This is a genomic window from Paenibacillus sp. N3.4 (assembly GCF_008017805.1).
GTDB lineage: Bacteria > Bacillota > Bacilli > Paenibacillales > NBRC-103111 > Paenibacillus_E.
The window spans coordinates 1-23,736 of the sequence record NZ_VRTT01000054.1 but is presented as its reverse complement, the minus strand read 5'-3'; the positions used below and the strand labels follow the sequence as shown (position 1 = coordinate 23,736).

At 46.5% G+C, this 23,736-nt stretch carries 19 protein-coding genes, 1 other RNA gene and 3 pseudogenes; 2 read left to right on the top strand and 21 right to left on the bottom strand.

Annotated elements, in window-relative coordinates; genetic code table 11:
* Window positions 1–105: 105 nt before the first annotated feature.
* A complete protein-coding gene (locus FU659_RS23625) occupies window positions 106–1,320 on the top strand; it encodes an MFS transporter (protein ID WP_147949800.1) in 1,215 nt (404 codons plus the stop codon).
* Between the two features lie 10 nt (window positions 1,321–1,330).
* On the opposite strand, the gene FU659_RS23620 is transcribed toward FU659_RS23625, so the two are convergent.
* From FU659_RS23620 to FU659_RS23550, 15 genes and pseudogenes are all read right to left on the bottom strand, one after another.
* Window positions 1,331–2,242, bottom strand: a complete 912-nt coding sequence (locus FU659_RS23620) for a DUF58 domain-containing protein (protein WP_147949799.1) — start codon at window positions 2,240–2,242, stop codon at window positions 1,331–1,333.
* Entirely contained in the window at window positions 2,239–3,228 is a 990-nt protein-coding gene (locus tag FU659_RS23615; protein WP_147949798.1) for an AAA family ATPase, read from the bottom strand. The genes FU659_RS23620 and FU659_RS23615 overlap by 4 nt, the downstream gene beginning before the upstream one ends.
* Window positions 3,229–3,262: 34 nt before the next feature.
* Window positions 3,263–4,924, bottom strand: coding sequence for a hypothetical protein (locus FU659_RS23610; protein WP_147949797.1), 1,662 nt, complete (start codon window positions 4,922–4,924; stop codon window positions 3,263–3,265).
* A gap of 27 nt (window positions 4,925–4,951) precedes the next feature.
* Window positions 4,952–5,788 carry an ABC transporter permease gene (locus tag FU659_RS23605; RefSeq protein ID WP_261808000.1) on the bottom strand — a complete coding sequence of 279 codons (837 nt, stop codon included), beginning with the start codon at window positions 5,786–5,788 and terminating at the stop codon, window positions 4,952–4,954.
* On the bottom strand, window positions 5,760–6,713 hold the full coding sequence (locus FU659_RS23600; RefSeq protein ID WP_147949796.1) for an ABC transporter ATP-binding protein: 954 nt from the start codon (window positions 6,711–6,713) through the stop codon (window positions 5,760–5,762). The genes FU659_RS23605 and FU659_RS23600 overlap by 29 nt, the downstream gene beginning before the upstream one ends.
* Window positions 6,710–9,073, bottom strand: coding sequence for a DUF7408 domain-containing protein (locus FU659_RS23595; RefSeq protein WP_222708614.1), 2,364 nt, complete (start codon window positions 9,071–9,073; stop codon window positions 6,710–6,712). The genes FU659_RS23600 and FU659_RS23595 overlap by 4 nt, the downstream gene beginning before the upstream one ends.
* 270 nt (window positions 9,074–9,343) lie before the next feature.
* Window positions 9,344–10,024, bottom strand: a complete 681-nt coding sequence (locus FU659_RS23590) for a TerC family protein (protein WP_147949794.1) — start codon at window positions 10,022–10,024, stop codon at window positions 9,344–9,346.
* 109 nt (window positions 10,025–10,133) lie between these two features.
* On the bottom strand, window positions 10,134–11,264 hold the full coding sequence (gene thiI / locus FU659_RS23585; protein ID WP_315971351.1) for a tRNA uracil 4-sulfurtransferase ThiI: 1,131 nt from the start codon (window positions 11,262–11,264) through the stop codon (window positions 10,134–10,136).
* Window positions 11,261–12,439, bottom strand: coding sequence for a cysteine desulfurase family protein (locus FU659_RS23580; protein ID WP_147949793.1), 1,179 nt, complete (start codon window positions 12,437–12,439; stop codon window positions 11,261–11,263). The genes thiI and FU659_RS23580 overlap by 4 nt, the downstream gene beginning before the upstream one ends.
* Window positions 12,440–12,594: 155 nt before the next feature.
* A complete protein-coding gene (locus FU659_RS23575) occupies window positions 12,595–13,305 on the bottom strand; it encodes a lytic transglycosylase domain-containing protein (protein ID WP_147949792.1) in 711 nt (236 codons plus the stop codon).
* 172 nt (window positions 13,306–13,477) lie between these two features.
* A pseudogene (locus FU659_RS23570) lies at window positions 13,478–14,769 on the bottom strand (hemolysin family protein).
* A 336-nt stretch (window positions 14,770–15,105) separates the two neighbouring features.
* A complete protein-coding gene (locus FU659_RS23565; protein ID WP_147949791.1) occupies window positions 15,106–15,537 on the bottom strand; it encodes a fatty acid desaturase family protein in 432 nt (143 codons plus the stop codon).
* A gap of 22 nt (window positions 15,538–15,559) precedes the next feature.
* Complete coding sequence (locus tag FU659_RS23560; protein WP_147949790.1) at window positions 15,560–15,775, bottom strand: DUF1540 domain-containing protein; 216 nt, start codon at window positions 15,773–15,775, stop codon at window positions 15,560–15,562.
* Between the two features lie 47 nt (window positions 15,776–15,822).
* Window positions 15,823–16,917, bottom strand: a complete 1,095-nt coding sequence (locus FU659_RS23555; protein ID WP_147949789.1) for a glycoside hydrolase family 15 protein — start codon at window positions 16,915–16,917, stop codon at window positions 15,823–15,825.
* An 81-nt stretch (window positions 16,918–16,998) separates the two neighbouring features.
* The gene (locus FU659_RS23550) at window positions 16,999–17,520 is read right to left on the bottom strand and encodes a YpuI family protein (RefSeq protein WP_147949788.1); all 522 of its coding nucleotides are present in this window, start codon (window positions 17,518–17,520) and stop codon (window positions 16,999–17,001) included.
* A gap of 154 nt (window positions 17,521–17,674) precedes the next feature.
* Here FU659_RS23550 and FU659_RS39365 point away from each other — a divergent pair.
* Window positions 17,675–19,520: pseudogene (locus FU659_RS39365) on the top strand (S8 family peptidase); the annotation flags it as partial.
* 121 nt (window positions 19,521–19,641) lie between these two features.
* On the opposite strand, the gene FU659_RS23540 reads toward FU659_RS39365, so the two are convergent.
* The 6 genes and pseudogenes from FU659_RS23540 to FU659_RS35755 form a co-directional block, all read right to left on the bottom strand.
* A complete protein-coding gene (locus FU659_RS23540) occupies window positions 19,642–19,908 on the bottom strand; it encodes a thioredoxin family protein (protein ID WP_397356384.1) in 267 nt (88 codons plus the stop codon).
* Window positions 19,901–20,425: a MarR family winged helix-turn-helix transcriptional regulator gene (locus tag FU659_RS23535; RefSeq protein WP_147949786.1), complete on the bottom strand. Its 525-nt coding sequence runs from the start codon at window positions 20,423–20,425 to the stop codon at window positions 19,901–19,903. Before FU659_RS23535 ends, FU659_RS23540 begins: the two co-directional genes overlap by 8 nt.
* Before the next feature lie 470 nt (window positions 20,426–20,895).
* Window positions 20,896–21,351: RNase P RNA component class A (gene rnpB, locus FU659_RS23530), an RNA gene on the bottom strand.
* Window positions 21,352–21,457: 106 nt separating this feature from the next.
* The gene (locus tag FU659_RS23525) at window positions 21,458–22,567 is read right to left on the bottom strand and encodes a Nif3-like dinuclear metal center hexameric protein (RefSeq protein WP_147949785.1); all 1,110 of its coding nucleotides are present in this window, start codon (window positions 22,565–22,567) and stop codon (window positions 21,458–21,460) included.
* Window positions 22,543–23,307, bottom strand: a complete 765-nt coding sequence (locus FU659_RS23520) for a tRNA (adenine(22)-N(1))-methyltransferase (RefSeq protein WP_147949784.1) — start codon at window positions 23,305–23,307, stop codon at window positions 22,543–22,545. Before FU659_RS23520 ends, FU659_RS23525 begins: the two co-directional genes overlap by 25 nt.
* A 3-nt stretch (window positions 23,308–23,310) precedes the next feature.
* Window positions 23,311–23,736, bottom strand: a pseudogene (locus FU659_RS35755) (hypothetical protein); the annotation flags it as partial.

Here is a 23,736-nt window from a genome sequence, read left to right as displayed (position 1 = left end):
TCCGCTTGAGTCGTGTTTCGATTCCCAGTGCCCTGGGCATACTACGCGGGAAGTTCAATTCCCCCCCGTCTAACAGGTTTGCATATGTACAACTTAGGAGGTCACATGGCATATTCCCAAGCAGCCGACAACAAGAAGCAGAAGCCACTTTGGACAAAAGCTTTCTTGATCACGGCGCTTTCCAATTTATTGCTTTTTTTCAGTTTTCAAATGCTCATTCCTACTATCCCTGCTCATGTGTCTCAGTTAGGCGGCAGCGATTTGCAAGTAGGACTTGTCATCGGCATCTTTACTATCTCTTCGCTGATTACACGCCCATTCGCCGGAAAAGCGCTGGATTTGCTTGGCCGAAAACATGTCCTGCTTGTCGGTTTGGCGATTTGCGCACTAAGCATCGCTGGCTATTCTTACATGGCAGCTGTTGCTCTCATTCTGGCCGCTCGTTTCGTGCATGGCATTGGGTGGGGCATATCCACCACATCCCTAGGCACAGTCATAGCTGATATTATTCCATCTGAACGTCGGGGAGAAGGAATGGGATATTACGGTTTATCGAATACCTTTGCGATGGCGCTTGCTCCCCTCACAGGATTGTGGGTAATGCAAAATTTCGGATTTCCTCGCGTTCTTTTGCTTTCCACTTTACTTGCCCTTTTGTCGATATTCAGCTCATTGTTCATTACCTATTCCAAGCCATTGCCACTCGAAAAATCGGCTCCAAAACCGAAGTTCATGGATCTCTTATGGGAACGAACAGCATTGCTGCCTTCCGCTTTATTGCTGTGTACGGCTATTTGTTACGGAGGCATAGTCACGTTCATTACGTTGTTCGGTCACGAAGCCGGCATTTCGAATGTCGGTTGGTTCTTTTTGTGCAATGCCTCCATGGTGCTAATCGTAAGACCCGTGACAGGCATCCTATTTGATCGCAAGGGCCCCCAATGGGTGCTTTTTCCGGGCGCTTTGTTCACGATTGTTGGTTTGCTGCTGCTTTCTTACGCCCATTCCGAAACCAGTTTAGCCATTGCAGCACTATGCTATGGAGTTGGATTCGGCTCTTTGCAGCCAGCGCTTCAAGCTTGGACTATCGCCCGCGCTGCGCCGAATCGTCGTGGCGCGGCAAGCGGAACCTTTTTCTCAGCAAATGATCTCGGTATCGGATTGGGAGCCATGCTTCTTGGTGCCTTAGCAACCTTTAGCGGCAGCTACGCGCTCATGTATCGAATATCTTCTCTCCTCATCGTCGTATTTGTGCTCATTTACGGATGGTGCTTCTGGCAAGCAAAACGTCATATTCCGATGGCTAAACCTACCACTTAACCCTCAGCGATTAACGCGTTAAACCTCTTCGTCTTAACTCACCTAGCAGAAAATCTCCTGGTGGGACATCTGTTACCGCCAGTAGATAAGTAATTCCGCGTTCATAACAAAAAGCTTTTAACTGTTGCGTATAAGCCTGAACGGCGTCACGGTAAGCTTGTATGACCTTGCTGCTCATCGCTACCTCTCTCGCTTCTCCCGATTCACTGTCAATTAAGCGCAGTTCTCCCGCATATTTCGGGTCCAACTCCTCGGGTGAAACCACTTGCACTGCGACGACCTCTTGCTTCGCAGCGAGTAAATAGGTCAATGATTCCTCTACTCCTTGCTCAAATAAAAAATCAGAGAACACCCAAGTCATCCCCGCCTGACGGGGTAAGAGGGAAGGATTCCTAAAAACAGCCCCCATATCCCCTGTCTCCCCCGGCTGGCAGTTCGCCAGAAAATCGAAGAGTCTTAAGGCACTCCCCTTTCCGCGGAGCAGCTTCAGCTGTTTAGTCGCATGCGTTGTAAAAGCAGCCGCACTTACACGATCGTAACGGCTCAAGGACATGTAACCAATGCCAGCTGCCAATTGTCTCGCATATTCCCATTTCGTAAGCGAAGCGGCACCAGCGCCCTCTTGACTTCCGAAATCCATCGATTTAGATGCATCCAACCATAGATGGACCTGAAGCTCTTGCTCGTCCATAAAAAGCTTGATAAAGGGTTTGCCGGTTCGGCCATAAGCATGCCAATCCAGTTGACGGGTGTCATCACCAGGCGTGTAAAGTCGGTAATCGGCAAACTCCAAGGAAGATCCATGGTCTCTGGAGCGCCTTTTCCCCTGCATGGTGCCTGCGATCCGGCTTTTCGCCACTATGCTCATTTGCTCCAGTCTGCGCATAAGACCAGCATCCAGTAAATTGGCTCCTGCACTCATCGCTCTTTTTCCATGGCGCTTATGATAGACAGAATAATAGCATCCGGTGAAATCCCCATGGCTTGTCCTTCGAAATTTAGAAATAAGCGATGACGCAGAGCAGGAATGGCTACTGTGTTCAAGTCTTGCTTGGATACATGATAACGACCCGCAAGAAATGCTCGGACTTTAGAAGCCGCGATCATGGATTGAACTCCCCTCGGACCTGAGCCAAAACGCAAATACTTCTTGACTGCTTCAGGAGCTGATGCTTCTTCGGGATGGGTGTTCATTAACAGCTGAACCGCATAATCCAGAACATCGTCGGCAACCAATATTTCTTTCAAGCCGCTCTGAATATCCCGTAAAAGAGCGCTATCGGCTACTTTCTCCGCGATTTGCTGTCGGCCTGAAGTTGTGCGAAGCACGATTTCTTTTAGCTCTCTTTGAGTCGGATAGGTGACATGAATCTTTAGTAAAAAACGGTCCAGCTGCGCTTCGGGAAGCGGATAAGTCCCTTCTTGCTCCAACGGATTTTGCGTCGCAAGGACAAAAAACGGAGATGGCAACGGATACGTCTCCGAACCGACCGTGACCGTTTTTTCCTGCATGGCTTCTAGAAGCGCGCTTTGCGTCTTCGGCGTTGCACGGTTGATTTCATCCGCCAGTACGACATGGCCGAATAAAGGACCTTTTTGAAATTTATAGGAAGTTTCACCTTGAGTACCAAATTGAATGACATTCGTCCCTGTAATATCCGCCGGCATGAGATCAGGGGTAAATTGAATGCGTGCAAAGCTCAGATCTACCGTATCGGCGATTGTTTTCACCAGCATCGTTTTGCCAAGTCCCGGAATGCCTTCCAGAAGTGCATGGCCTCCAGCCAAGATGCACCATAGAAGCTGCTCTATAACCTCATCTTGACCTACGATTACACGGCCAATCTGTTCCTTCATCTGGCCTATAGCCAAGCCCCAAGCTTCTAATTGCGCTTTCGATTCGACCATGATCAACGCTTTCCCTTCTGAATTCCTTTCATTCCTACCGCTGTGGCTGGATTTCAAGGAAGTAGTCTCGCACTAAATTTTGCATATTCGCAGGCAGCTCAGAGCGATTCAACGCCTTCGAAGCTGCTGCCGCGTAATCGGCGTACACATCTTCATAAGGACGCGATGCTCCATCCAAGGCTGGTGCTGAACCGCTCTGGCTCACCTCTCCACCGCTGCCGTTCGTCGGGCCACCGTCAACATAGGTGCCACCAGTACCTGCGCGTTCACGCGGTGTGGCGACCAGCCCACGCGAGCCTGCGCCTGTGCCTCCCTGCGTACCGCCGGCACCGCTGCCGCCTTGCCCAGTGCCAGTGCCAGAACCTGCTCCGGCACCTGCGGCTGAGCCGCCTTGACCAGGGCTTGCGTTTGCCGTTGTGCCGCTTTGCCCAGGGCTTGCACCAGCGCTGCTTGGCGGTGTGCCACCGCTCGGCGCTGCGGGATCTCCAGCCGCAGCTAATTGCTCCGCGCGGCCGCCTGGCGCCCAAGCTTGACCGAGCGACGCGCCGCTCGCGGCAAGCTGGCGGGCCTGCGGCAGCGCACCGGCTGCGAGGCTGGCCGCAGCAGCGGCAGCCTGGGCCTGCTGCTGCGCGAGTGCTTGCTGATCCGCGCTGGCCGCAGCAAGGCCTGCTTGCAGCTGGGCAAGTGCAGCAGCATCATCGCCGCTGCGCAGCGAGCTGGCGGCCTGCTGGAGCTGTTCACGAAGCTGCTGCTCAGCCTCAGGCGAAACCGCAGCCGCCGATGCAGCAAGACGCTCAAGCTCGCTCGCGAGCTTCTCCTTCTGCTGCTGAGACATCTTCTGCACCTCCGCGCCCAGCTTCGCAGCTTCACCCTGAATATTGTCCGCGCTTTTCTGCTGCAAGGCTTTCGCCAGTTCGCGAAGCGCTTCCGTACGCTGCATCGACTCGGCCCATTGCGCAGAGCGCTGTTCCTGCTTCGCCAGTTCTCCCAAACCCAGCTCCATTTTCTTCAGTGTCTTTTCCAGTTCCTTCAAAGCTTCAGCCGTGGTTGGCGTTTGACCTAATCTGTTCGCAAGCTCATTCAGATCCGCTGCCATTTGCTTAATAGCCGGAAGTTGTGAAGGCTTCGCTTCGATCTCCTTCTTAAGCTCTTCCACCTTTTTCTTCTGTTCTTCTACCCATGCTTTATCTTGACTAGCCTGGAGCATATCAGCATCTTTGGGATTAGGCAGTAGCAGCAAGGAAGCGAAAACAACAAGGGCACAGACGCCTGGCAGCCACCTCTTCCATGACACTTTCCACGCAAGGACAATGTATAATCGCTCCTTGACGAACCCATTCCCTTTTTCCAACGCCTCCTGTCTTTGTAACACGGCCATTAGTGACGTTTGATCGATATAGGCAAGCGCTGTTGTCATCCTATCATCCAAGCCGTGTCGGTCAAGCAGCAGAGCGGCATCCACAAGCTTCGGTCGACGAATGAAAAACCATACAACGCCGACCAACAGCACACCAGTTAAACTGACAATAGCTGCATAGCGATAACCACTAATCAGAAAGAAGCGTCCTAGCAGCAGCCAGACACAAGCAGTTGCCAATCCCAAGGTCATACTCCATATGAAGGTGCGCAATCCCGTTTGCTTCCACAAACGAATTCGTACAGGTTTTAGCAGTTGATCAAGCTGGGCTAGCGGCATCGGCAGACAGCTCCTTTCTTCCTAATCTCACTTCCGCCACTTCTTAGTCGGTCTTAGATACCTCACGCTAAGCCAGAGCAAGACAATGGAAATTATCGTATAGGCAGCAATGAAAATATGCCACATTTGCAGCAGCTTATGTCCTTTAAATAGTTCCTTCGCAAAATCTGGAACCATCAGACTGATCAGGACAGCCATCGGATTAAAACTAAGAAAATAACCAAGTGTTTCTTGATTCATGCCATTCCTGCCGATATTACCGAAAAACAACCCTGCCAATGCAGTGAAACCAAATATAAAAAGCACAAAACCGTAAGTTGCTATAATTGAAATTACTGTCTTTTTCAAAATCGTGGAAAAGAAAATGCCCACGGTCCCAAACAACAACATCACGAACACATAAAAAACAAAGACAGCTAACAATTGCTTAGGGGACACACCGCCATATAAAAAAACAATACTATACAATGGCATCGAGGCTATGACGGTTAACAACATAAAGCTTAGAGAAGCAAATAACTTGCTTAAAATGATCGTTGCCGAGCTTTGCTGAGTCGTCAGCAGCATGTTTAAGGTTTGTTTTTCACGTTCCCCGCTAACCACACCAGCCGTCAGACCCGGTGTCATAAAAGCGATCAGAACCAACTGCGTTGCGCTGAGAAAATAGAAAAAATCGCTGCTTCTCGCCGTATTCAGTATGCCAGCCTGCTGATTGTTCATGTTAATGTAGGCGAATCCGAGGGCGATCAGTCCGATGGCCAATAAATACACCAGGATTGAGATCGGTGATCGAATCGTTCGCATGCGCAAACGAAACTCTTTTTCCATCACAGGATTAATCCAATTTAATTTGCTGCTCATCATGTGCGCCGCCCCCTTTCGTAATTTCGAGAAATACATCTTCCAAATTTGTTAAGGCTTCGCTAAATGAAAGGAGTGGATAACCATTCGCCACGAGTCGCGCTAGCAGTTGAGCTTGATCTTCGTCCGTGCCTCCGAAATGAACGTGTATGCCATTCTCATCATTCAACACCATGGTGACATGCGGCTGCTGTTCAAGGAAAGCGAATGCCTCTTCGGTCCTCGTTACCACGCGTACTTGCAGGACACGGTTGGCCTTCATCCGACTCTGTATATCCGCAACTTTGCCTTTGGCAATCAGCTTACCGTACTCGATGACCCCGATTTCATCCACCATTTCTGCAAGCTCTGGTAAAATATGCGACGAAATAATGATCGTTTTGCCCATCGCCTTAAGCTCTTTGAGAATTTCCCGCATCTCAATGCGCGCTCTTGGGTCAAGCCCCGACGCCGGCTCATCGAGAATAAGCACCTCGGGCTCATGGACCAAGCATCTGGCCAAGCAAAGCCGCTGCTTCATGCCTCTCGATAAGGAGTCTACATAAAAATCAGCCTTTTCCCTTAAGTTGACTAAATCAAGAAGCTGTGGGATCAGCTTCAACCGTTCTGCTCGTGGAATTCCGTAGCTAGCGCCATAGAAATCCAGGTACTCCGTAGCTTTAAAATTATCATAAACCCCAAAGAAGTCCGGCATATAGCCAATCAATTTACGAACCTCTTGCGGTTTCTCCGTCACATCGTACCCGCCAACCTTGGCCGTTCCTGAAGTAGGATTCAAGAGCGTAGCCAGAATGGACATCGTCGTTGATTTCCCCGCACCGTTCGGACCTACGAAACCAAACACCGTTCCTTTGTCAATCTGCATCGTTAACTGATCCAGCGCAGTAAAATTGCCATATCTTTTGGTTAGCTCCGTAATTTCAATCATGGCTTCACCGCTCCTTCCAGAGAGACTGCAGGAAGACGGAACATTGTATTATTTTGAACCGTCGTCACTTTCATTCGAATCGATTTTCCCTCCGACAAGTAAGGCTGGAGCTTATCCCCATCCCAAGTAAGATATGGCTTAAGCGTTAAAGGCTCCCAAACTTGAGTCTGATAATTCCACAATTCAGTCGTTACCTCCGGATTAACATCACTCGTCATCTCCATATGTTCATACTTTGCCCCTACCAGGTTCGGTAATTTGTAATCAAGCGTGACATCACCGCCCCCCATCTGCATGAATGCACCGTTCTGAAAATTAATAGAACTTACTTTCAAATGGTTGTCGATCAGGTCCGGCACTAGCATGGTGTTTGGAATGACAACTTTACCTTCAGGCGTTACAAAATCAATTTTCATATTCTGAACCATCAGCGTTAATTGATCCATCGGCAAGGTACCGCCAGAAGGCAGCGCTTGCGGTGTTTGTTCCCTGTACCATCCGAGAACCATCGGATCAAAGCTTCCGGATAGCTTCATCTTACGAAATAAATAAGTAGTCAATATGGACCGTTGGTGAAAACTTTCATCGATCCCATTATTCGGTACAGGATAAGGAAACGCCGTTCGCCCCACATCTTGTGCAAATGAAATCCCGATTCCGTTAGATGTATCGAAGCTGACAGTAGCACCTGCATGGACTGATCCAAGTTTAACATACCGTTGATTCACAATTACGGCAACGTCCGTCAAATCCTTTGACGTGTTATTCGTCACTTCCCCTTTGGCGTCTTTGGCAGACAACGCAGTAATGTGGTAATCAAGTTTGCCTGTCTTTACAGGGGTTTCTTCATCCACAGTTAGCTTGCTGATTGAAGAATAGGGAATATCTTTGAATCCGACGAATGCTGCCTTTTGATCTTGGCGAATGATGACTTCACTCTGCTCATGAAGATCCGAAGAAGCATAGTCTTGAAAAAAAGGAGATACCGCTAATTTTCCAGGTAGTTGCAAATCGAGATTGCCGCCTTTAGGCAGGAAAACGGACATCGTTGCATGTTTGACACCCGTACCTGTACCATTAAGCGTTATCGTATTAAACATCTGAGCGGCCAATTTACCTCGATTTGTTGCTCCAAACTGAAAAATTCCGATGCTTGTTACAATAGCAAGCATCGGAATCACGACCCATGCCCATTCTCTTCGATCCATTCGCCTTAAAATGACGTATAGCAAAGGACCAATTACAATCGCATATACAAGCAATACCCATGCCAAAACAGCTAGCTTCGGCGGTTGTAGCGTTGGATAATACTCCATTGCCCGATCCATTTCATAAAATGGATCATTGCCATAATGCATCTGATTCATATTATTGGCATTTATATCCTCCAGAGGACGCGACAATATTTGCTCCCATAGTCTCGTGTTGCCATTCCACGAAGCAAGCGGATTCAAAGATAAATCGTACGCAACATAAGTCACATAGCCGCTGCCATAAACGCCGCGCGCATAAAGCGGCATGGAGCCTTCAGCAACAAGCATTTCCGCGCCTTTAACCAAACCAGCTTGTGAAAGGGTGAATGGCTGTGAAAGAAGTAACTCCTTCTCCCCTATTTTGGCCAGTCCTGTAAGCTCCTTAACTGAAATGGTACTTTGATAACTGACAGGGGCGCCTTCAGCGAAAGGCGTCGCTGTTTTCTGATAACCTGCTCCACCCGCTAAGATCAGTGAACCGCCCCTCTGAGTCCATTGTTGAATCGCCTTTACTTGCTCTTGCGTTAATGTGTCTGATGCAAAATCATTCAACACCAAAACATCAAGCCCATCCAAACCTAACACGTTACCTGGTATATCCGTTTGTTTGAGATGAAGGACATTTATTTTTTTACCAGACTGAGTTAACAGCGTAAGGAAATTCATCGTATCTGCATCGCGCGCCAAGACGCCTACTTGCAGAGTCTCTTTGGGTATTTGAAAAGCATCCAGATAGGTCGTCCCATCCAAAGCAAGCTTCTTCCCATGATCAATCGATTTCTCATAAAAGGATATCTTATTATTGCTTTTCGCATATGCGTACCCAGGTACTTGCATAGAAATTACTTTTGTACTGCCTTTGGGGAGCTCCACATGTTGAATATATGTGAAATCCTTCCCACGATTGGGATTGGCGATCTGCACAGCAAGATCTCCGGACACGTCGGTGCCTGAATTGCGGAGTGTAAATGTTGCGGGGGTCCAGCGTCCCTGCTTAACATTAGATGCTCCAAAACCGACTTCCGACTGGATCTCAATCGTTGCAGCATCCGCCTTAGCCACACTGATAAATGGCTGCAGGATAACCACCCACGTAATAGCAAACATACAGCCTAGGAAGCAGGTGAGACGCAATAAATGTCTCCTATATGGTCTTAAATTCACGCTGTAAACTCCCTTCTCATCGTAACTAGCCCTATAAACTAGACGATAAAATTGGAAAAAAGTTTCATATTTTCTAGATAACCTGATCAATCACCCGAAGATTCCCTGTAAACACTTGTTTTCTTAAATTTCCAATTATGGTATTCTCTTTGTTTTTCGCAAAAAATACCACCAAGCTGATCCCCGATCAGCTTGGTGGTATTTTTTTATTGACTATTCGTTTCTCGTTTTCAGTTGGAACCCGCGCAGCCATTTGACCGTAAATCCAATGACTACAACGACGGACGAAGCAGCAATAGGAATCCAGACATGCAGGAATTCGTAGTCATGCAGCAGCCAATCGATCATTTTGTCATCTTTGACGAACATTTCTCCAGCAGTGTATCCGAGTATCCCTGCTCCAATAAAAATGAGTATGGGGAATTTTTGCAATAAATTCATCACGAGCGTACTGCCCCAAATAATGATCGGAATACTAAGTCCAATCCCCAGGATAATGACAGTGTTGTTCCCATTCCCTTTTGCGGCGATCGCAAGCACATTATCCAGACTCATCACAAAATCCGCAACAATAATCGTCCAAATAGCTTTACCTAGGGTTGAAGCTTCTCTGACATTGGCATGATTGTCATCATCCGTAAGGAGCTTGACAGCAATCCAGAACAACAGGATCGAGCCGCCGGCCTGAATAAAAGGGATACTGAGCAAGCTCACAGCAACTAGCGTAAGGACTAGCCGCAAAGCGATGGCACCGAAAGCTCCCCACCATACCGCCCGCTTTCGTTGATCAAGGGGAAGATTTTTACTCGCTAGCGCGATCACCACAGCATTATCACCGCTTAGGACAATATTGATCAACATAATTTGCAAAAACAACATGAGCGCATCAATCATGCTTAACGACCTCCGACGGCTTCTTGCCTTTTAAAATAGATGCTGTTCGGTAAGAGGCTTCTCTACGCTGCTGACGATGTGTATCGTTTCGGTTTTTTGAACAGCTTCTTCAATTAGGGCTGGTAAAAAAAGACATACTGTTTTCAATCTTCTCCACCATCCGTAAGTTAGGATTTGTACTTGGAGATGGAGGCAGAAATAAGGAACAGCAATCTTCATACGGTAAAATGGAGATCGGAAAGGTACCTATCGATTCCGCAATACGAATAATGTCTTGTTTGTCCATCATAATGAGCGGTTGTAAGAGCGGCAAGGTGACAACACGTCCAATGACATTCAAACTGGGCAGCGTTTGACTAGCTACCTGTCCTAAGCTCTCTCCCGTTACCAATGCACCCAATCCCTCTCGCTCTGCAACTTGCTCGGCAATACGATACATGGCTCGACGAATCAGGGTGACTAATAAATTATCCTGATATGCTTGATGAATTGATGTTTGCACGTTCGTAAAGGGCACCAAATGAAGCTTAATGGAATCTGAATACGCCGAAAGTTGACGCGCCAGCTCAATCACCTTATCCTTTGCCCGTTCGCTAGTATACGGATAACTGTGAAAGTGAATCGCTTCGATTTCCAATCCCTTGCGCATAGCCAGCCAGCCCGCGACAGGACTGTCAATACCCCCAGACAGCATGAGCAGCGCTCTCCCACTCGTTCCTAGCGGGAAACCTCCTGCCCCTTCAATAACTTCTGCATACAAGAGCGCCTTTTCCTCTCGCAATTCCACACGCAGTTCCACCTCAGGGTTATGCACATCCACCTGCAGCCCAGGACAAGCTTGCAAAACATAGCCTCCAACCAAATAATTCATGCGTTGTGAATCATGAGGAAATGCTTTATTCACGCGGCGGACTGTCACTTTGAATGTGGTCGGTTGTTTCGGCAATCCCTGCATCATGCGAAGTGCCATTTCCTGAATCGCTTCAAGCTCCAAAGGCGCATGATACGCCGGACTGAAAGAAGCAAGTCCAAAAACGCGCTGCAAAGCAACTGATGTCTCCTCGTAAGCAGCCCCCCCTAGCTCCACATATACGCGACCATATTCCGGAATATACCTTAAATCAGGAAAAGAACCTAAAACCTTACGAATTTGTGTCAAAACACTTTTTTCAAACCGCTTGCGGTTTCTTCCTTTAAGCGTTAACTCGCCCAAGCGTAAAATTAAACAATCCGGTTTCATCTTCGCTTCCCCCTTCGAATCGATGGTAATGCAATCATGGGAGCAAGCTCCTTCACGACATCCCGCAGAGCTGCTAGGAACTGCTCCGCATCTTCTTCCCTATGTTCCTCTGAAAAGCTGACTCGTAACCCACTGACCGCTTGCTCTCGGCTGCAGCCTAACGCTAACATTACCGAGCTTGGATCTGATTCGCCCGAAGCACAAGCCGATTTCGTGGAAATATATATATGGCGTTGTTCCAGAGCATGTACCACAACCTCTGCCTTCATACCAGCGAAGGCAAAATGTACGATATGAGGTGCCATCTCTTCTTCTATCTCCGAGCCTGTAAGCGTCAACTCTGGCATCCGGGATATGCCATCCACGATCTTTCTTCTGATCCAATATCTTTGCTCTATTTTGACTACCAAATGATCGAGTGATATCCTCAACGCCTTAGCCATTCCCACAATAAGCGGAACATTTTCCGTCCCTGAGCGTGCCCCTTGTTCTTGAGCGCCGCCAGCAAACAGCGGCTTGATCTGCACACCTTCCCTCCGGTATAAAAACCCTACACCCTTAGGCCCACGAAATTTATGCGCTGAGGCACTGCAAAGATCGACTCCCCAAGCTTTTGGTTTGAAGGGCACCTTGGCTATTCCTTGTATCGCATCCACATGGAAAAAAATTTTCGGATATTTAGCTAGCAATTGACCAATTTCATAGATGGGTTGAATCGTCCCCACTTCATTATTTACGAACATGATACTTACGAGTGTCGTTTCCTCGCAGATTGCCTCCTGAAGAGCATCTAGATTTACTAGCCCCTTGCGATCTACAGGTAAATAAGTAACCCGAAAACCCTCACGCTCAAGCTGAAGAAACACTTCGCTTACCGAAGGATGTTCGATTTGAGTCGTGATCAGATGCTTCCCACGGTTTTGATAGCTATAAGCTACCCCCTTAATTGCCAAATTGTTACTTTCCGTTCCACCTGAAGTACATATAATTTCACTCTGCATCACACCCAAAGCACCGGCAATAACCTCTTTGGAGCTTTGTAGAAGTTTGTCTGCTTGAACCCCTAATCGGTGAATCGAAGATGGGTTCCCGTAATGTTCCCTCATGACTTCCGCAATTGTATCAATGACCTCTTCGTAGGGTGGCGTTGTCGCCGCGTAATCCAGATAAAGCATATCTTGCTGATTCTCCTTTAACTTGCATCCACATTTCTATTTTAATAGTACCTTCTCATTAAAACGTATAACAAAGGATAACTCAAGCCTGCTCCGCAGCACAAAAAGCTGATCCCCGCATCTCGCATGCGAAAATCAGCTTCTTAAACATTTTGTTAGATGGAAAAAGTCGTCTTATGACCAAGCACCTTACTCACATAAGCTTGTGTCTCTTTGGGAAGCAGGTGAAGCTTGTTGGCTAAATCCTGATCATTCTGTATGCCTAATCGATCTACACGGCCAGGTCCGGCATTGTAAGCCGCCAGAGCGACTCCTTCATTCCCGTTGTATTTCTTGATCAGATGACTAAGGAAATGCGTCCCTGCATCCACATTTTGCTTAGGATCGAAAGGATTAGTCACACCGTATCCACTTCCGGTCCCATCCATTAGCTGCATTAAGCCTTTGGCCCCCGCTGATGAAACCGCTTGGTGATTAAACTCGGATTCCTGCTGAATCACGGCTTTGACGAGAGAAGAATCTACCCCGTACTTGCGGCTTGCCTCTTGAATAAGACCGTCGTATTGCGATAAGGAGGAAGCCCTGTTCGCGGTTTGAAGCGGTGTATAAGCTCTGCCCAAGGCGTTCAAAGAACTGGGAATACTATTCACAGATGCAGAACCTAATAGTGAAGCCATGGGATCTTTTCCTGTCATTGTCGATCCTGAGGCTTGACCCATAACGGTTTCCAGCAGTGCGCTAAAATCACCTGAATCATCCGTACTTGATGTCGATGTGCCACCGGATAGCAAACTCATTTTATTGAGCAGCTGCAGCTGGAGCAACTCTTTCATCAATCTAGGATCTATGCTGTTCGTGCTGTTCATCCGTCAGTCCTCGTTTCTATCACGCTTATTGTTGTCTTTATTGTACACGTTTTGAGCCCTGACGACTATCCCCTATTTTTTATTTCGCACACTTACCCAGCAATAGAAGTTCATCGAAATTCCCTTCTATGCAAAAAGAAGAACAGTCTTAATCGACTGCTCTTCCAGCTTTTCATGATATATTTTGTTGAAGCATTTCATTTGGCTCTGGCAGCTTTCTGACAGTGACGCGCGAAATTCGTAAATGGTCCGTCTCTTCCACAATAAACATATATTCGTCATTATAGATGACCTGCTGATTTTTACTAGGCGGAATCTCTGTTTGTGAGTAAATCCAGCCACCAATGGTATCATAGTCGTCCGATACAATATCGACGCCGAAATAGTCGTTAACTTCGTCTATGAGCAGCAAACCGTCAATAGAGAAAGAAAATTCGTCTTTGATTTCAATGGTTGGACGCTCTTCGTCAAACTCATCCTGAATTTCGCCAACAATTTCTTCCATAATGTCTTCCAACGTCACAAGCCCTGAGGTACCGCCATATTCATCGATGAGCAGCGCCATTTGGCTTTTTCTTTTCTGCATCATTTTGAGCAAATCACTAATATGAATGGAGTCCGGAACCGTTGTAATCGGTCGAATGATTTTTTTGATGCCTCTTAGGTTTGCATCCGGTTTAAGTAAATCCTTGATATGAACGAAACCAATAATATTGTCTTTGTCGGGATCACATACCGGATAGCGTGTGCGCATTTCTTTAATTGCGATAGCTAAGTTCTCGGAGTAAGAAAGTCCAGCGTACAAAACTTCCATCTCTGTTCTTGGAATCATAATTTCTCGTGCGGTCGTTTCTGCGAATTCGAATATATTATCAACAAGCGTAAGCTCTGTGTTATCGATATGTCCGCTTCTGTGGCTTTCTTTCATGAGGACACGAATTTCTTCCTCCGTATGGGCTGACTCGTGCTCAGTAGTGGGTTCAATCCCGACACGTCGCAGCATCCAGTTGGATATTCCGTTTAATATCCAAATAAAGGGTACATTACTTTGTAAAACAAGACCATGGGGCCTGAGGAAAACAACGTCATTTGTTCGGCTTTACGAATCGCATACGTTTTAGGAAATTGCTCGCCTAAGGTAATATGCAAAATCGTCATTAAGGAAAAAGCAATGATAAAGGTTATTGTGTGAAACACCGTTTCAGGCAAATGCAGCGGTGCGAACAGCGGCTCCAAAATTTTGGCGAAAGTTGGCTCCCCGACATAACCGAGTCCCAAAGAAGTAAGCGTAATACCAAGCTGACATGCCCCTAAATAAGCATCCAGATTGTTCATAATCCCTTGAGCGAACTTTGCATTACGGCTGCCCTCTTCAACAAGCGAATCAATTCGGCTGCCTCTTACTTTCACCATCGCGAATTCTGCAGCGACAAAAAAACCATTTAACAATACTAATCCAAACATTAACACAAAACTAATTAACGTTCCGGGCAAAGGATCTTCCAATACCTTACCTATCCCCTATAAAGTGCGTTTCGGCACCAAGGAGAATAGGTACACCTCCCTTAATTTCGATTTGAATTTGAAATATCACTTTTTATTATATAATAATACTGTAAGCATTCAAAGGTGCAAATATGACTCCCCTGACCAAATAGTACGAGTAAATGGGAGTATAAGCATTAATTTGATGCTCTAACGAGCCTTTACCCGCTAATTATGCCCTTCAAACGCGAATAACCTGTTTTTTTGCGAAATAAAAGAAAAACAAGCCGATTTCTCGGCTTGCTCTTATTGCGTTCAGGCATAATAGGGAACTAACAAAAAATAAGCGACGACGGCAATAAAACCAAGTGCAATTGACCAAGACCCAAGGATTTTGTTCCCCATAACAAAAGCAATAATCCCTAAAACAATACCAGATACCCCCATCAAAACAGGCCAAACAAAGAGTGAAGCCAACGCAACGAACAGCGCGACATAACCTACTGCTTTGTTGCGAGTAACAACTTCCACCAATTCCTGAACTTCCTCATCGGAAACTTCAGAGCTGGCTTCCACTTTCTCTGGTTTGCCAGGACGATAAGGACTCACGGCATTCAAAGCGCTTAAGGGAGCTGCAATTTCCGCCGCGTACTCTTCTTTGTGTTGAAATCCGCTTTCTCTGCGAATTTGTTCCAGCTGGTACCGTTCCTTGGTAGCTTTGTCCATAAAGACTTCGTCATTATTCATGCTGCCTCCATGTTATGCAACCTTAATGCTTGTTCTTGGCTTTAAAAGTGTGACAACAGGTGTTGGCCGCTTTAGCAGCTGCATCTTGATGCTCCGAATCAAAGGATTCCCCTGCAAACTCTTCATTGTAACTAGCGTTCGCATGCTGATCGACTTCAATCATGATGGTTCCTGCGTTACAGTTGTTGCCTTGCGTCCAAAATTCGCAATTCGCAACTGCACATTTGACATCCGGCATAATCATCACCCCCCTATCAATTTGCCCGTCATAAGGGTGAGGTATGCTTATTTCAGGCTGTCAGATAGCACCAAGTACATAGCTTGCGACCAAAGCAGTGGAAGTGCAGGTTCGCCCAATTTGGCTACCCAATCTGGATAAACCGCTGCATCTCTCATATGATCAGGAACTTGCTCCGGCAGTCTTCCTAAAGCATCAGCTTTACTCATAACCCAATCCAAACACCGCTGCCCCTCTTCTCGGTTACCCAGCTTAGCTTGATACCACCCGTACCAAGCCGTAAGCAGCACCCATTCTCCCCCTCCATAGTAGCGGTCGTCTACATAGCGTTGAATACCACCGTGTTTAAGGTCAGCCTCGATCGCTTGAACCGTCTTTTGCATGATCGGATCATTGGGCTCGCATACACCGAAAGGTGCGCACAGCCAAAGTAAACTGGCATCAACAGCGGGCAACGCAGGCTGCCATATCTCATCCACGCAATGAATGGACTTGACGAAACGGCCTTCGTGCACACTGTGGGCATAAATAAAGGTTTTAATATCTTCCGCTTTCTGCAACAACTCAGAACGTTTCTCTATGTCACCAAGATTCTTGAGACCGCCATACACACAAGCTAATGTCGCCGGATGTACGAAGTCAGGGAACTCTTCCCAACAATCGAAATTAGGATAGTGCCAGAATGTTTTCAAGTAATCAACCGTAATCTCGATACTTTCACGAAATTCCTCTAGCAATGTTGTGCAACCCGTAACTCGAATATGCTCCGTTAGTCCCCATAGCCAAGCGCCATAACCGTCTAACTGAAAATGGCCCCATTCGGATTGATCGTCACGCCCGTCTAAATGATAGCGAGTCCCTAAAAACTCTGAACGGTCAATCCACTCCTTTCGCTCATGTTTGCCAATAAGCGTATCGACAATAGAGCGCTTATCTTTAAGGACATAATGAACCCATCTATAGAACTGTTCCGCACTTTCCGTTTCACCGACCCGATCCATCGCATAAGCAATAAAGGTACCGTCTCTCAACCAACTATACGAATAAGGAGGAAAGAGGGGCGAGGCCACATAACCACCGCGAGGATGTTGATTCAGCTTAATAATCGAAATACTGCTTTTGACTAAGGAATCATGTTCCATGCACCATTCTCCTATCAAAAAATGAAGGGATGCGTTCTATTCGCATCCCTTCATTTGTTTTATTGTCAATTATTCGAAAATTTATACTTTTTCGCCCTGCATGCGGCGCTGAGTGATGTAATCTGTTTCGTAATAAGAAAGATCTTCACGAAGTTCTTCGAACACTTTGGATAGTTCAATCGTTAAGTCGCGAACTTCGCGTGAAGGTTTTTTGCGGAAACGGATAGCATCTTGTCCCGTATAAGCATATCGACCATCTTCGGAATAGCATTCGTTTTTAGGATAGAAAAATGTGTTTACACATGTATGATACACTTCATAAAGTACTTTTTCTGAGAAATCCACATTAAAAGTCGGACGTCTTAAGCTAACGCCCAGTTTTTCATAAGCTACTTCGCAAAATACTAGCAAATGGCGCGTATCCTGTAAATACCCGCGGTAAAATTCATCCATAGCCGGATCATTCTCAACATTTAACTGGGAAAGCGAATGTTGATTCAAAAACAGCTCCATTTTGGCAGTTGTTTCTTTAAGCTTCGTACGTGTTGAATCACAAACATTTTTTACATTAAAAACAGTCCATCTATGAAGACCTCCTCTAATTGCGCTATTCCTATCCTACCATAAATTAACGTGAAAGGGTATATCCAAAACGCCATTTTCCATGCATAAAACAAACCTCCGATTCCAAACCTATCTGAGATGAAACCGTTCGTGCACTTAAGGACGTTTAAGCAAGCACAAAAGGAGGTTGTTTATGTGGCGGTATTTTACTTCTATTGCTCTTGTTCTTGGATTAGGCATTATCTTGTTTCCACAGCATCCGAGTCACCCCAAACAACCAGGGCCCGAGGTTTACAGCGTGAAGTACGAAACTACAGCCAAAAAAGCTCTTTTAGACCAGGATGTTAAATTAACAGACGATCTCTGCCGAAGTCAATGCTCGATTGATTATGCGAAAATGCTCAGTAGAATCGATACTGGTGAACCCGCTCAGCAAGTTCTTGCCGAAATGAAAACTGCACATGAGAAAATGGACATGCTTATTTGGTCCAAACGCAATCAACCTTTTGAACAAGGAATTAAAGTAGGTGAACTGCCAACTTCCTCTCTGGAACAGGCAACTGATTACTTAAAAGCTGCAAAATCAGCCACTGACGCAGGTCAACACTATCAATCTCCTAAATTTGGTGAAGGGAAGCACATTTATTTTGTGCAAGGCTTACCCTCAGCCGTAAGTGGCAGTACCTTAATTGGCGTTATTCATCAAGACATTCTCTATCAAGTAACCGATCATCAAATGAAAAACTTGCGATTGGAAGCCTTATCCGAGCGAAAACCGTTATAAAGTAGAGTCCGTGCATACGGATACCTTGCAAGATAAAGTTGTCGATCACCCCGAAGACAACCAGGGAACAAGCCATTATCATCAAAATGAAGTTGTAGTTCGATTTAATCAGGACCCTAGCGAAGCTGACTTAGCACAAATCAAAACTGAAATCAAAGCAAATTCCGTACAAAAATTAGGATATACGTATGTATTCCGTACGGAAGCCATGGAAGCAAAAGCCTTAATGGCTTATTTCAAAAAATGGTCGGTGGCCTATGTAGAACCTCATTTCTTATATTTGACCAATGACTATTATGATGATCAAGAAAATAGAGATACAAGTTCCAGTGATACTTATGATGCAACCAAAGATAGTGGACTTAATCAACAAACATCGAACCTGTCACCTAATTTTATACCCAATGATAATTTGTATAGCAAGTATCAGTGGAATCTTCCACTGATTGAAACTGTCCAGGGCTGGCAAGTGAATCGCGGAGCCAAAGATATCATTGTAGCAGTGGTAGACACAGGGGCGGATTTACAGCATCAGGATTTAAAAGGCCAACTGTTGCCAGGGTATAATGTCATCAGCAGTTCGGACTCCCCACAAGATGATGTTGGGCATGGAACACATGTCGCAGGTGTCATTGCCGCGATTGTAAATAACAACCTCGGTGTTGCAGGTATGACCTGGTACAACAAAGTGATGCCCGTGAAAGTATTAGATCAAACAGGAGCGGGAAGCACATATTCCGTTGCGCAAGGTATAATTTGGGCGGCAGATCATGGTGCCAAAGTAATGAACCTTAGCTTAGGCAACTATGCGGATTCCAGCTTTCTGCATGATGCAATCAAATATGCGTATGACAAAGATGTGGCGATTATCGCGGCGAGCGGCAATGACAATACGGAAAGACCTGGCTATCCTGCCGCATATACCGAAGTATTCGCCGTAGCCGCCAGCGATTCGGAGAATAAAAAAGCACCTTTCTCCAACTACGGCGATTATATTGATGTGACAGCACCGGGCGTAAGCATTGCTAGTACGTATCCGAACAATCAATATGCAGCCTTATCAGGTACATCCATGGCAAGTCCTCATGTGACTGCTTTGGCAGCTCTCATTCGCTCCACAAATCCGGCGTTGAAAAATACCGAGGTGTACGAGATCATGAGAAAATCGGCGCAAGACTTAGGCACACCTGGCCGAGATAAATATTTCGGTTTTGGCCTTATTGATGTGGTCAAAGCTGTAGAATGGCTAAACAGGCAACAACTTTAAGCTCCATATGGCCACAACAATTATTTCGTCAGCTGAATCTGATTACTCAAAAATATAGATATTAAACATTTGATGGGCCAAGCATTTGCCGCTTGGCCCATCTTTACTGTTATTTCATATTGCTTAAATATCCTGTGATTTTATTCGCATAAACGTCTTTAGATTGCAAGCCAACTAGCTTATCTAAGGCTTCTCCATTAGTAAAGAAGATGACAGTTGGCATCGACATCACACTATACAATCTCGCCGTTTGTTGCGATTCATCCACATTCACCTTCAAAATAGAAATTTCGCCTTCATATTCCCTATCTAACTCCTCTAGAATCGGCAATAACGTTTTACAAGGAGGACACCAGGGCGCACCAAAATCAACCACTGTAACACCTTGAACTCGAATGGCTTCCGCAAAAGTTCGATCCGTTACCTCTAATAACGCCAACTACTTCAACCTCCCGCAAAAAGCCAAGACTAGCTCTCAAAAGTCGAATCAATTCCTTTGCGTCTTGCTCACCGAGATGTTCCGCTAATTCTTTAAATACATGGAAGAAGTGTGCTTCTGTTTCTTTTATTTGTTCCTCCCCTTTTGCCGTTGTTCGCACGAGAACAATTCTTCGATCGTTGGGGTCCGACAGTCGCTCCAAATAACCTATTTCCTCAAGGGCATCCACCAAATGTGTAGCTCCAGCCGGCGTTACATCTAGAGATCGACTAAGCTCAGAAATCTTGATTCCTTCAGCATTCGCGCCGGTATAATAAGAAACAGTTGTCAGCAGGGTAAACTCACTTTGTCGCAGTCCTTTAAAAGATCGACTCTTGTTACTTGATCTTGCTAATTGACCAAACGTACGAGCTAACTCTTGAACAAGAAATGATGAATCAGATGAATCTGTCATTTTAGAAGCCTCCTTTGGATTTTACAGTCCAATGCATAATAAAGAGCTGCAGTTAAATGTTTACTAACTAAATGTTTATAACTTAAATATTTAGTTAGTAAACATTTAACAATTTAATTATTAAGTAATTTAACTGGAATGTCAATACTTACTACTGAGCCGTTATTGGGGCTCCTCTCTCTGTAACACTGGAAACCGCGTTACAATGTACTTTCCGCTGGCTGACTGCCTTTTCGACCTCTGTAAGTCGGTTTTTCCTTCTTACAGAGTAGTTGCCTAGCTTGGTTCCTTCTGTAACACTGGAAAACCGCGTTACAACCAAGCTTCCGGCTGGCTGACTGCCTTTACCCTACCAGCTTTGTTGCTGCTTTTTTACGACAAAGCCATTAATGATCCGGACTTATATCCCACTAAAACAGATGGACAACATAAATACCCGCAAGGCATAAGCCTTGCGGGTAACCGACAGTATGGAAAGTTTGCCGTAAGCCGGGTTCTGTACTTCCAGTGGTCGTAACGGGCGTCTGCTCCCCTGCCACCATTGAAGCGACAATCATCTATCTAGGCCATACATTGCTGCACAGCTCAAGCGACCAACCCGAACGCGTCTCAGGCGAAGACTGCTGCCTCGAAAGCAGCTTGCGTTCCACTAGGCCTTGCTCCAAGTGGGGTTTACCAGGATCTATGTCACCATAGAACCTCGTGGTCTCTTACACCACGGTTCCACCCTTGCCTGTGCTCATCTCACGTAAAACTTACGCTACGAGTTTCGCTAATGCCAAACTCTCGAGCCATCGGCGGTCCATTTCTGTGGCCCTATCCTTCAACTCGCGTTGACTGGACGTTATCCAGCACCCTGCCATATGGAGCCCGGACTTTCCTCTCGCTGTGGCTTACCCACAGCCAGCGATTGTCTGTCAAACTTTCCGACGCATTTGCTAGTATACAAGGAATGCACCCAAAATACAACCACCCAAGATGAACAAAACATTTCCTAGGCTAATCATTCCAGTACAAAGAATTGAGAAAAGCCTAAAGAAATTGAAATGGCTCTGTGTTAATCTCGGATGCCAGCACTTGGGTATCCGACTTCTTAAGCTGCTCAGCGAGATAATCAGCAACACCGCGCTTCATGACTTTCTCGACGTTATGCCCGACGTCGATGAGAGCAAGGCCCGCCGCTAACGCATCGTGCGCTGTGTGGTAGTCGATGTCGCCGGTGACGAGCACATCTGCGCCGGCGAACAAGGCATGCCGCGTATAGCGGCCGCCAGAGCCTCCGAGCACGGCCACCTTGCGGATGGGCCGTGCGAGATCGCCAACGACGCGCACCGTCGGCACGTCGTATACCTGCTTAGCGAGCTCCGTCAGCTCGCCAAGTGTCACAGCCGCGGGCAGCTTGCCCACGCGGCCCAAACCAAACGCTCTACCCTTGAGGTCCATCGGGTAGAGGTCATAGGCCACCTCCTCATAGGGGTGAGCCTTCAGCATAGCTTGAACCGCCTTGCGCTGCACGCTGGCGGTCACAATCGTCTCTACGCGTACTTCCTGTACGCGTTCGAGCTTGCCGACCTCCCCGATATACGGATGCGTCCCTTCCTGCGGCAGGAACGTCCCCGTTCCGGGGATGTTGAAGCTGCAGTGGCTGTACTGCCCGATTCCACCCGCTCCGGCGTTGAATAGGGCATCCAGTACACTTTGGTGATGGGTCTCAGGGACAAAAACAACCAGCTTCTGAAGTTTTTCTGTATGTACATCCTCCAGATGCGTAAGGTCCGTCAAACCGAGTTTTTCGGCGAGCAAATCATTGATGCCACCTTCAGCAACGTCCAGATTCGTATGCGCAATATAAACAGCGATATCCTGCTTAATCAATTTTTCATATAAACGACCCGCTGGCGAATCTGTCTGCAAGTGAGCCAGTGGGCGAAAGATAATCGCATGATGCGCGATAATCAGATTAGCCCCGACTTGAATGGCTTCCTCTACCACTTCGTCCGTCACATCAAGGGCAACAAGAACCTTCTTGATTTCTTTTTGCAATGAGCCTAGTTGAAGACCAATCTTATCATCCGGCATCGCATAATGTTTGGGTGCCAGCTGTTCAAATAGCTGTATTACGGTTTGACCTTTTGCAAACAAGCCAGCACCTCCCTGATTTCTCGTATCTCTTGTCCGACTTGCTCCGCTTTCAGCTTAGAAGCTTCAGCGTCAGAACGCTTGAGCTGCCCCTCAATCATTTCCAGTTTCTTCAGTTCACTTTCCCATTTGCGAAACCATACCTCGCTAGGTTCATTAATCAAATAAGGCCCCAACTGAAGAAGCCTATTTGTATTGATCTTGATATTACTCGGCAATAAACGTTCCGCATACAGCTCATTCAATGACTCGTTAGCATCTTCCGCCACCGAAACAGCCGTTAAAATTTCGTAAATCTTACCGTCTTCCTCCAAAATCGCCTCGGATTCCAACTTCCATCCCTGCTCCAGCAGCCAGCGGCGCACATGATCTTCGCCTACATTCGGCTGTAAAACAAGATGAGTAACCCCCTGGAGCTTACTTTTTCCTGCATCCAAAATACTTGCCATCAAGCTCCCGCCCATTCCGGCGATGGTTATCACATTCACTTCGCCGGCTTCGATAACCGCAAGACCATCTCCGGATCTGACGCTAATTGTTTTGGCTAAACCACTTTCCAATACTTGTCGTTTAGCTGCCTCATAAGGACCTGGATTCACTTCACCCGCAACAGCAAACACAATTACACCTCGCTGCGCCAAGTAAGTTGGCAGCAAAGCGTGGTCTGAACCTATGTCAGCCAGCTTAGATCCTGCCGGAACACGATCTGCAATCATTTGCAGTCTTTTTGATAATTTCACCATATGTTATATAACCCACTCTACCCATTTTTTGCGTAACAGAAATAAAGCCAATCCGACAGAAACAAACTTACCGGTAAACAATAATTGAATGACTTGTGTGCTGACATCAACATCGATCAGGAATGTCGTTGCCTCTGGAGCAAACCAAACCATACAGCCAACCAAAAGAAGCATACTTGCTGCCTGCTTATTGGTATGATGCGCAAGCCAAGCAATCCATATCAGTATAACACTAACCGGAACCCACCTTATTTCAAGCGGGAACCAACCCGGAGTTACTAGCTTATGCAGTAATAACCAGCCATACGTACCAACTAAACCCATCCACCCACAGAATTGGAAAATAGCCATTCGTCCAGCAAGACCATTAAATAACCAAACAACACTGCAAAAAGCCAAATAACCAACATAAGAACTGGAAGAATGAAC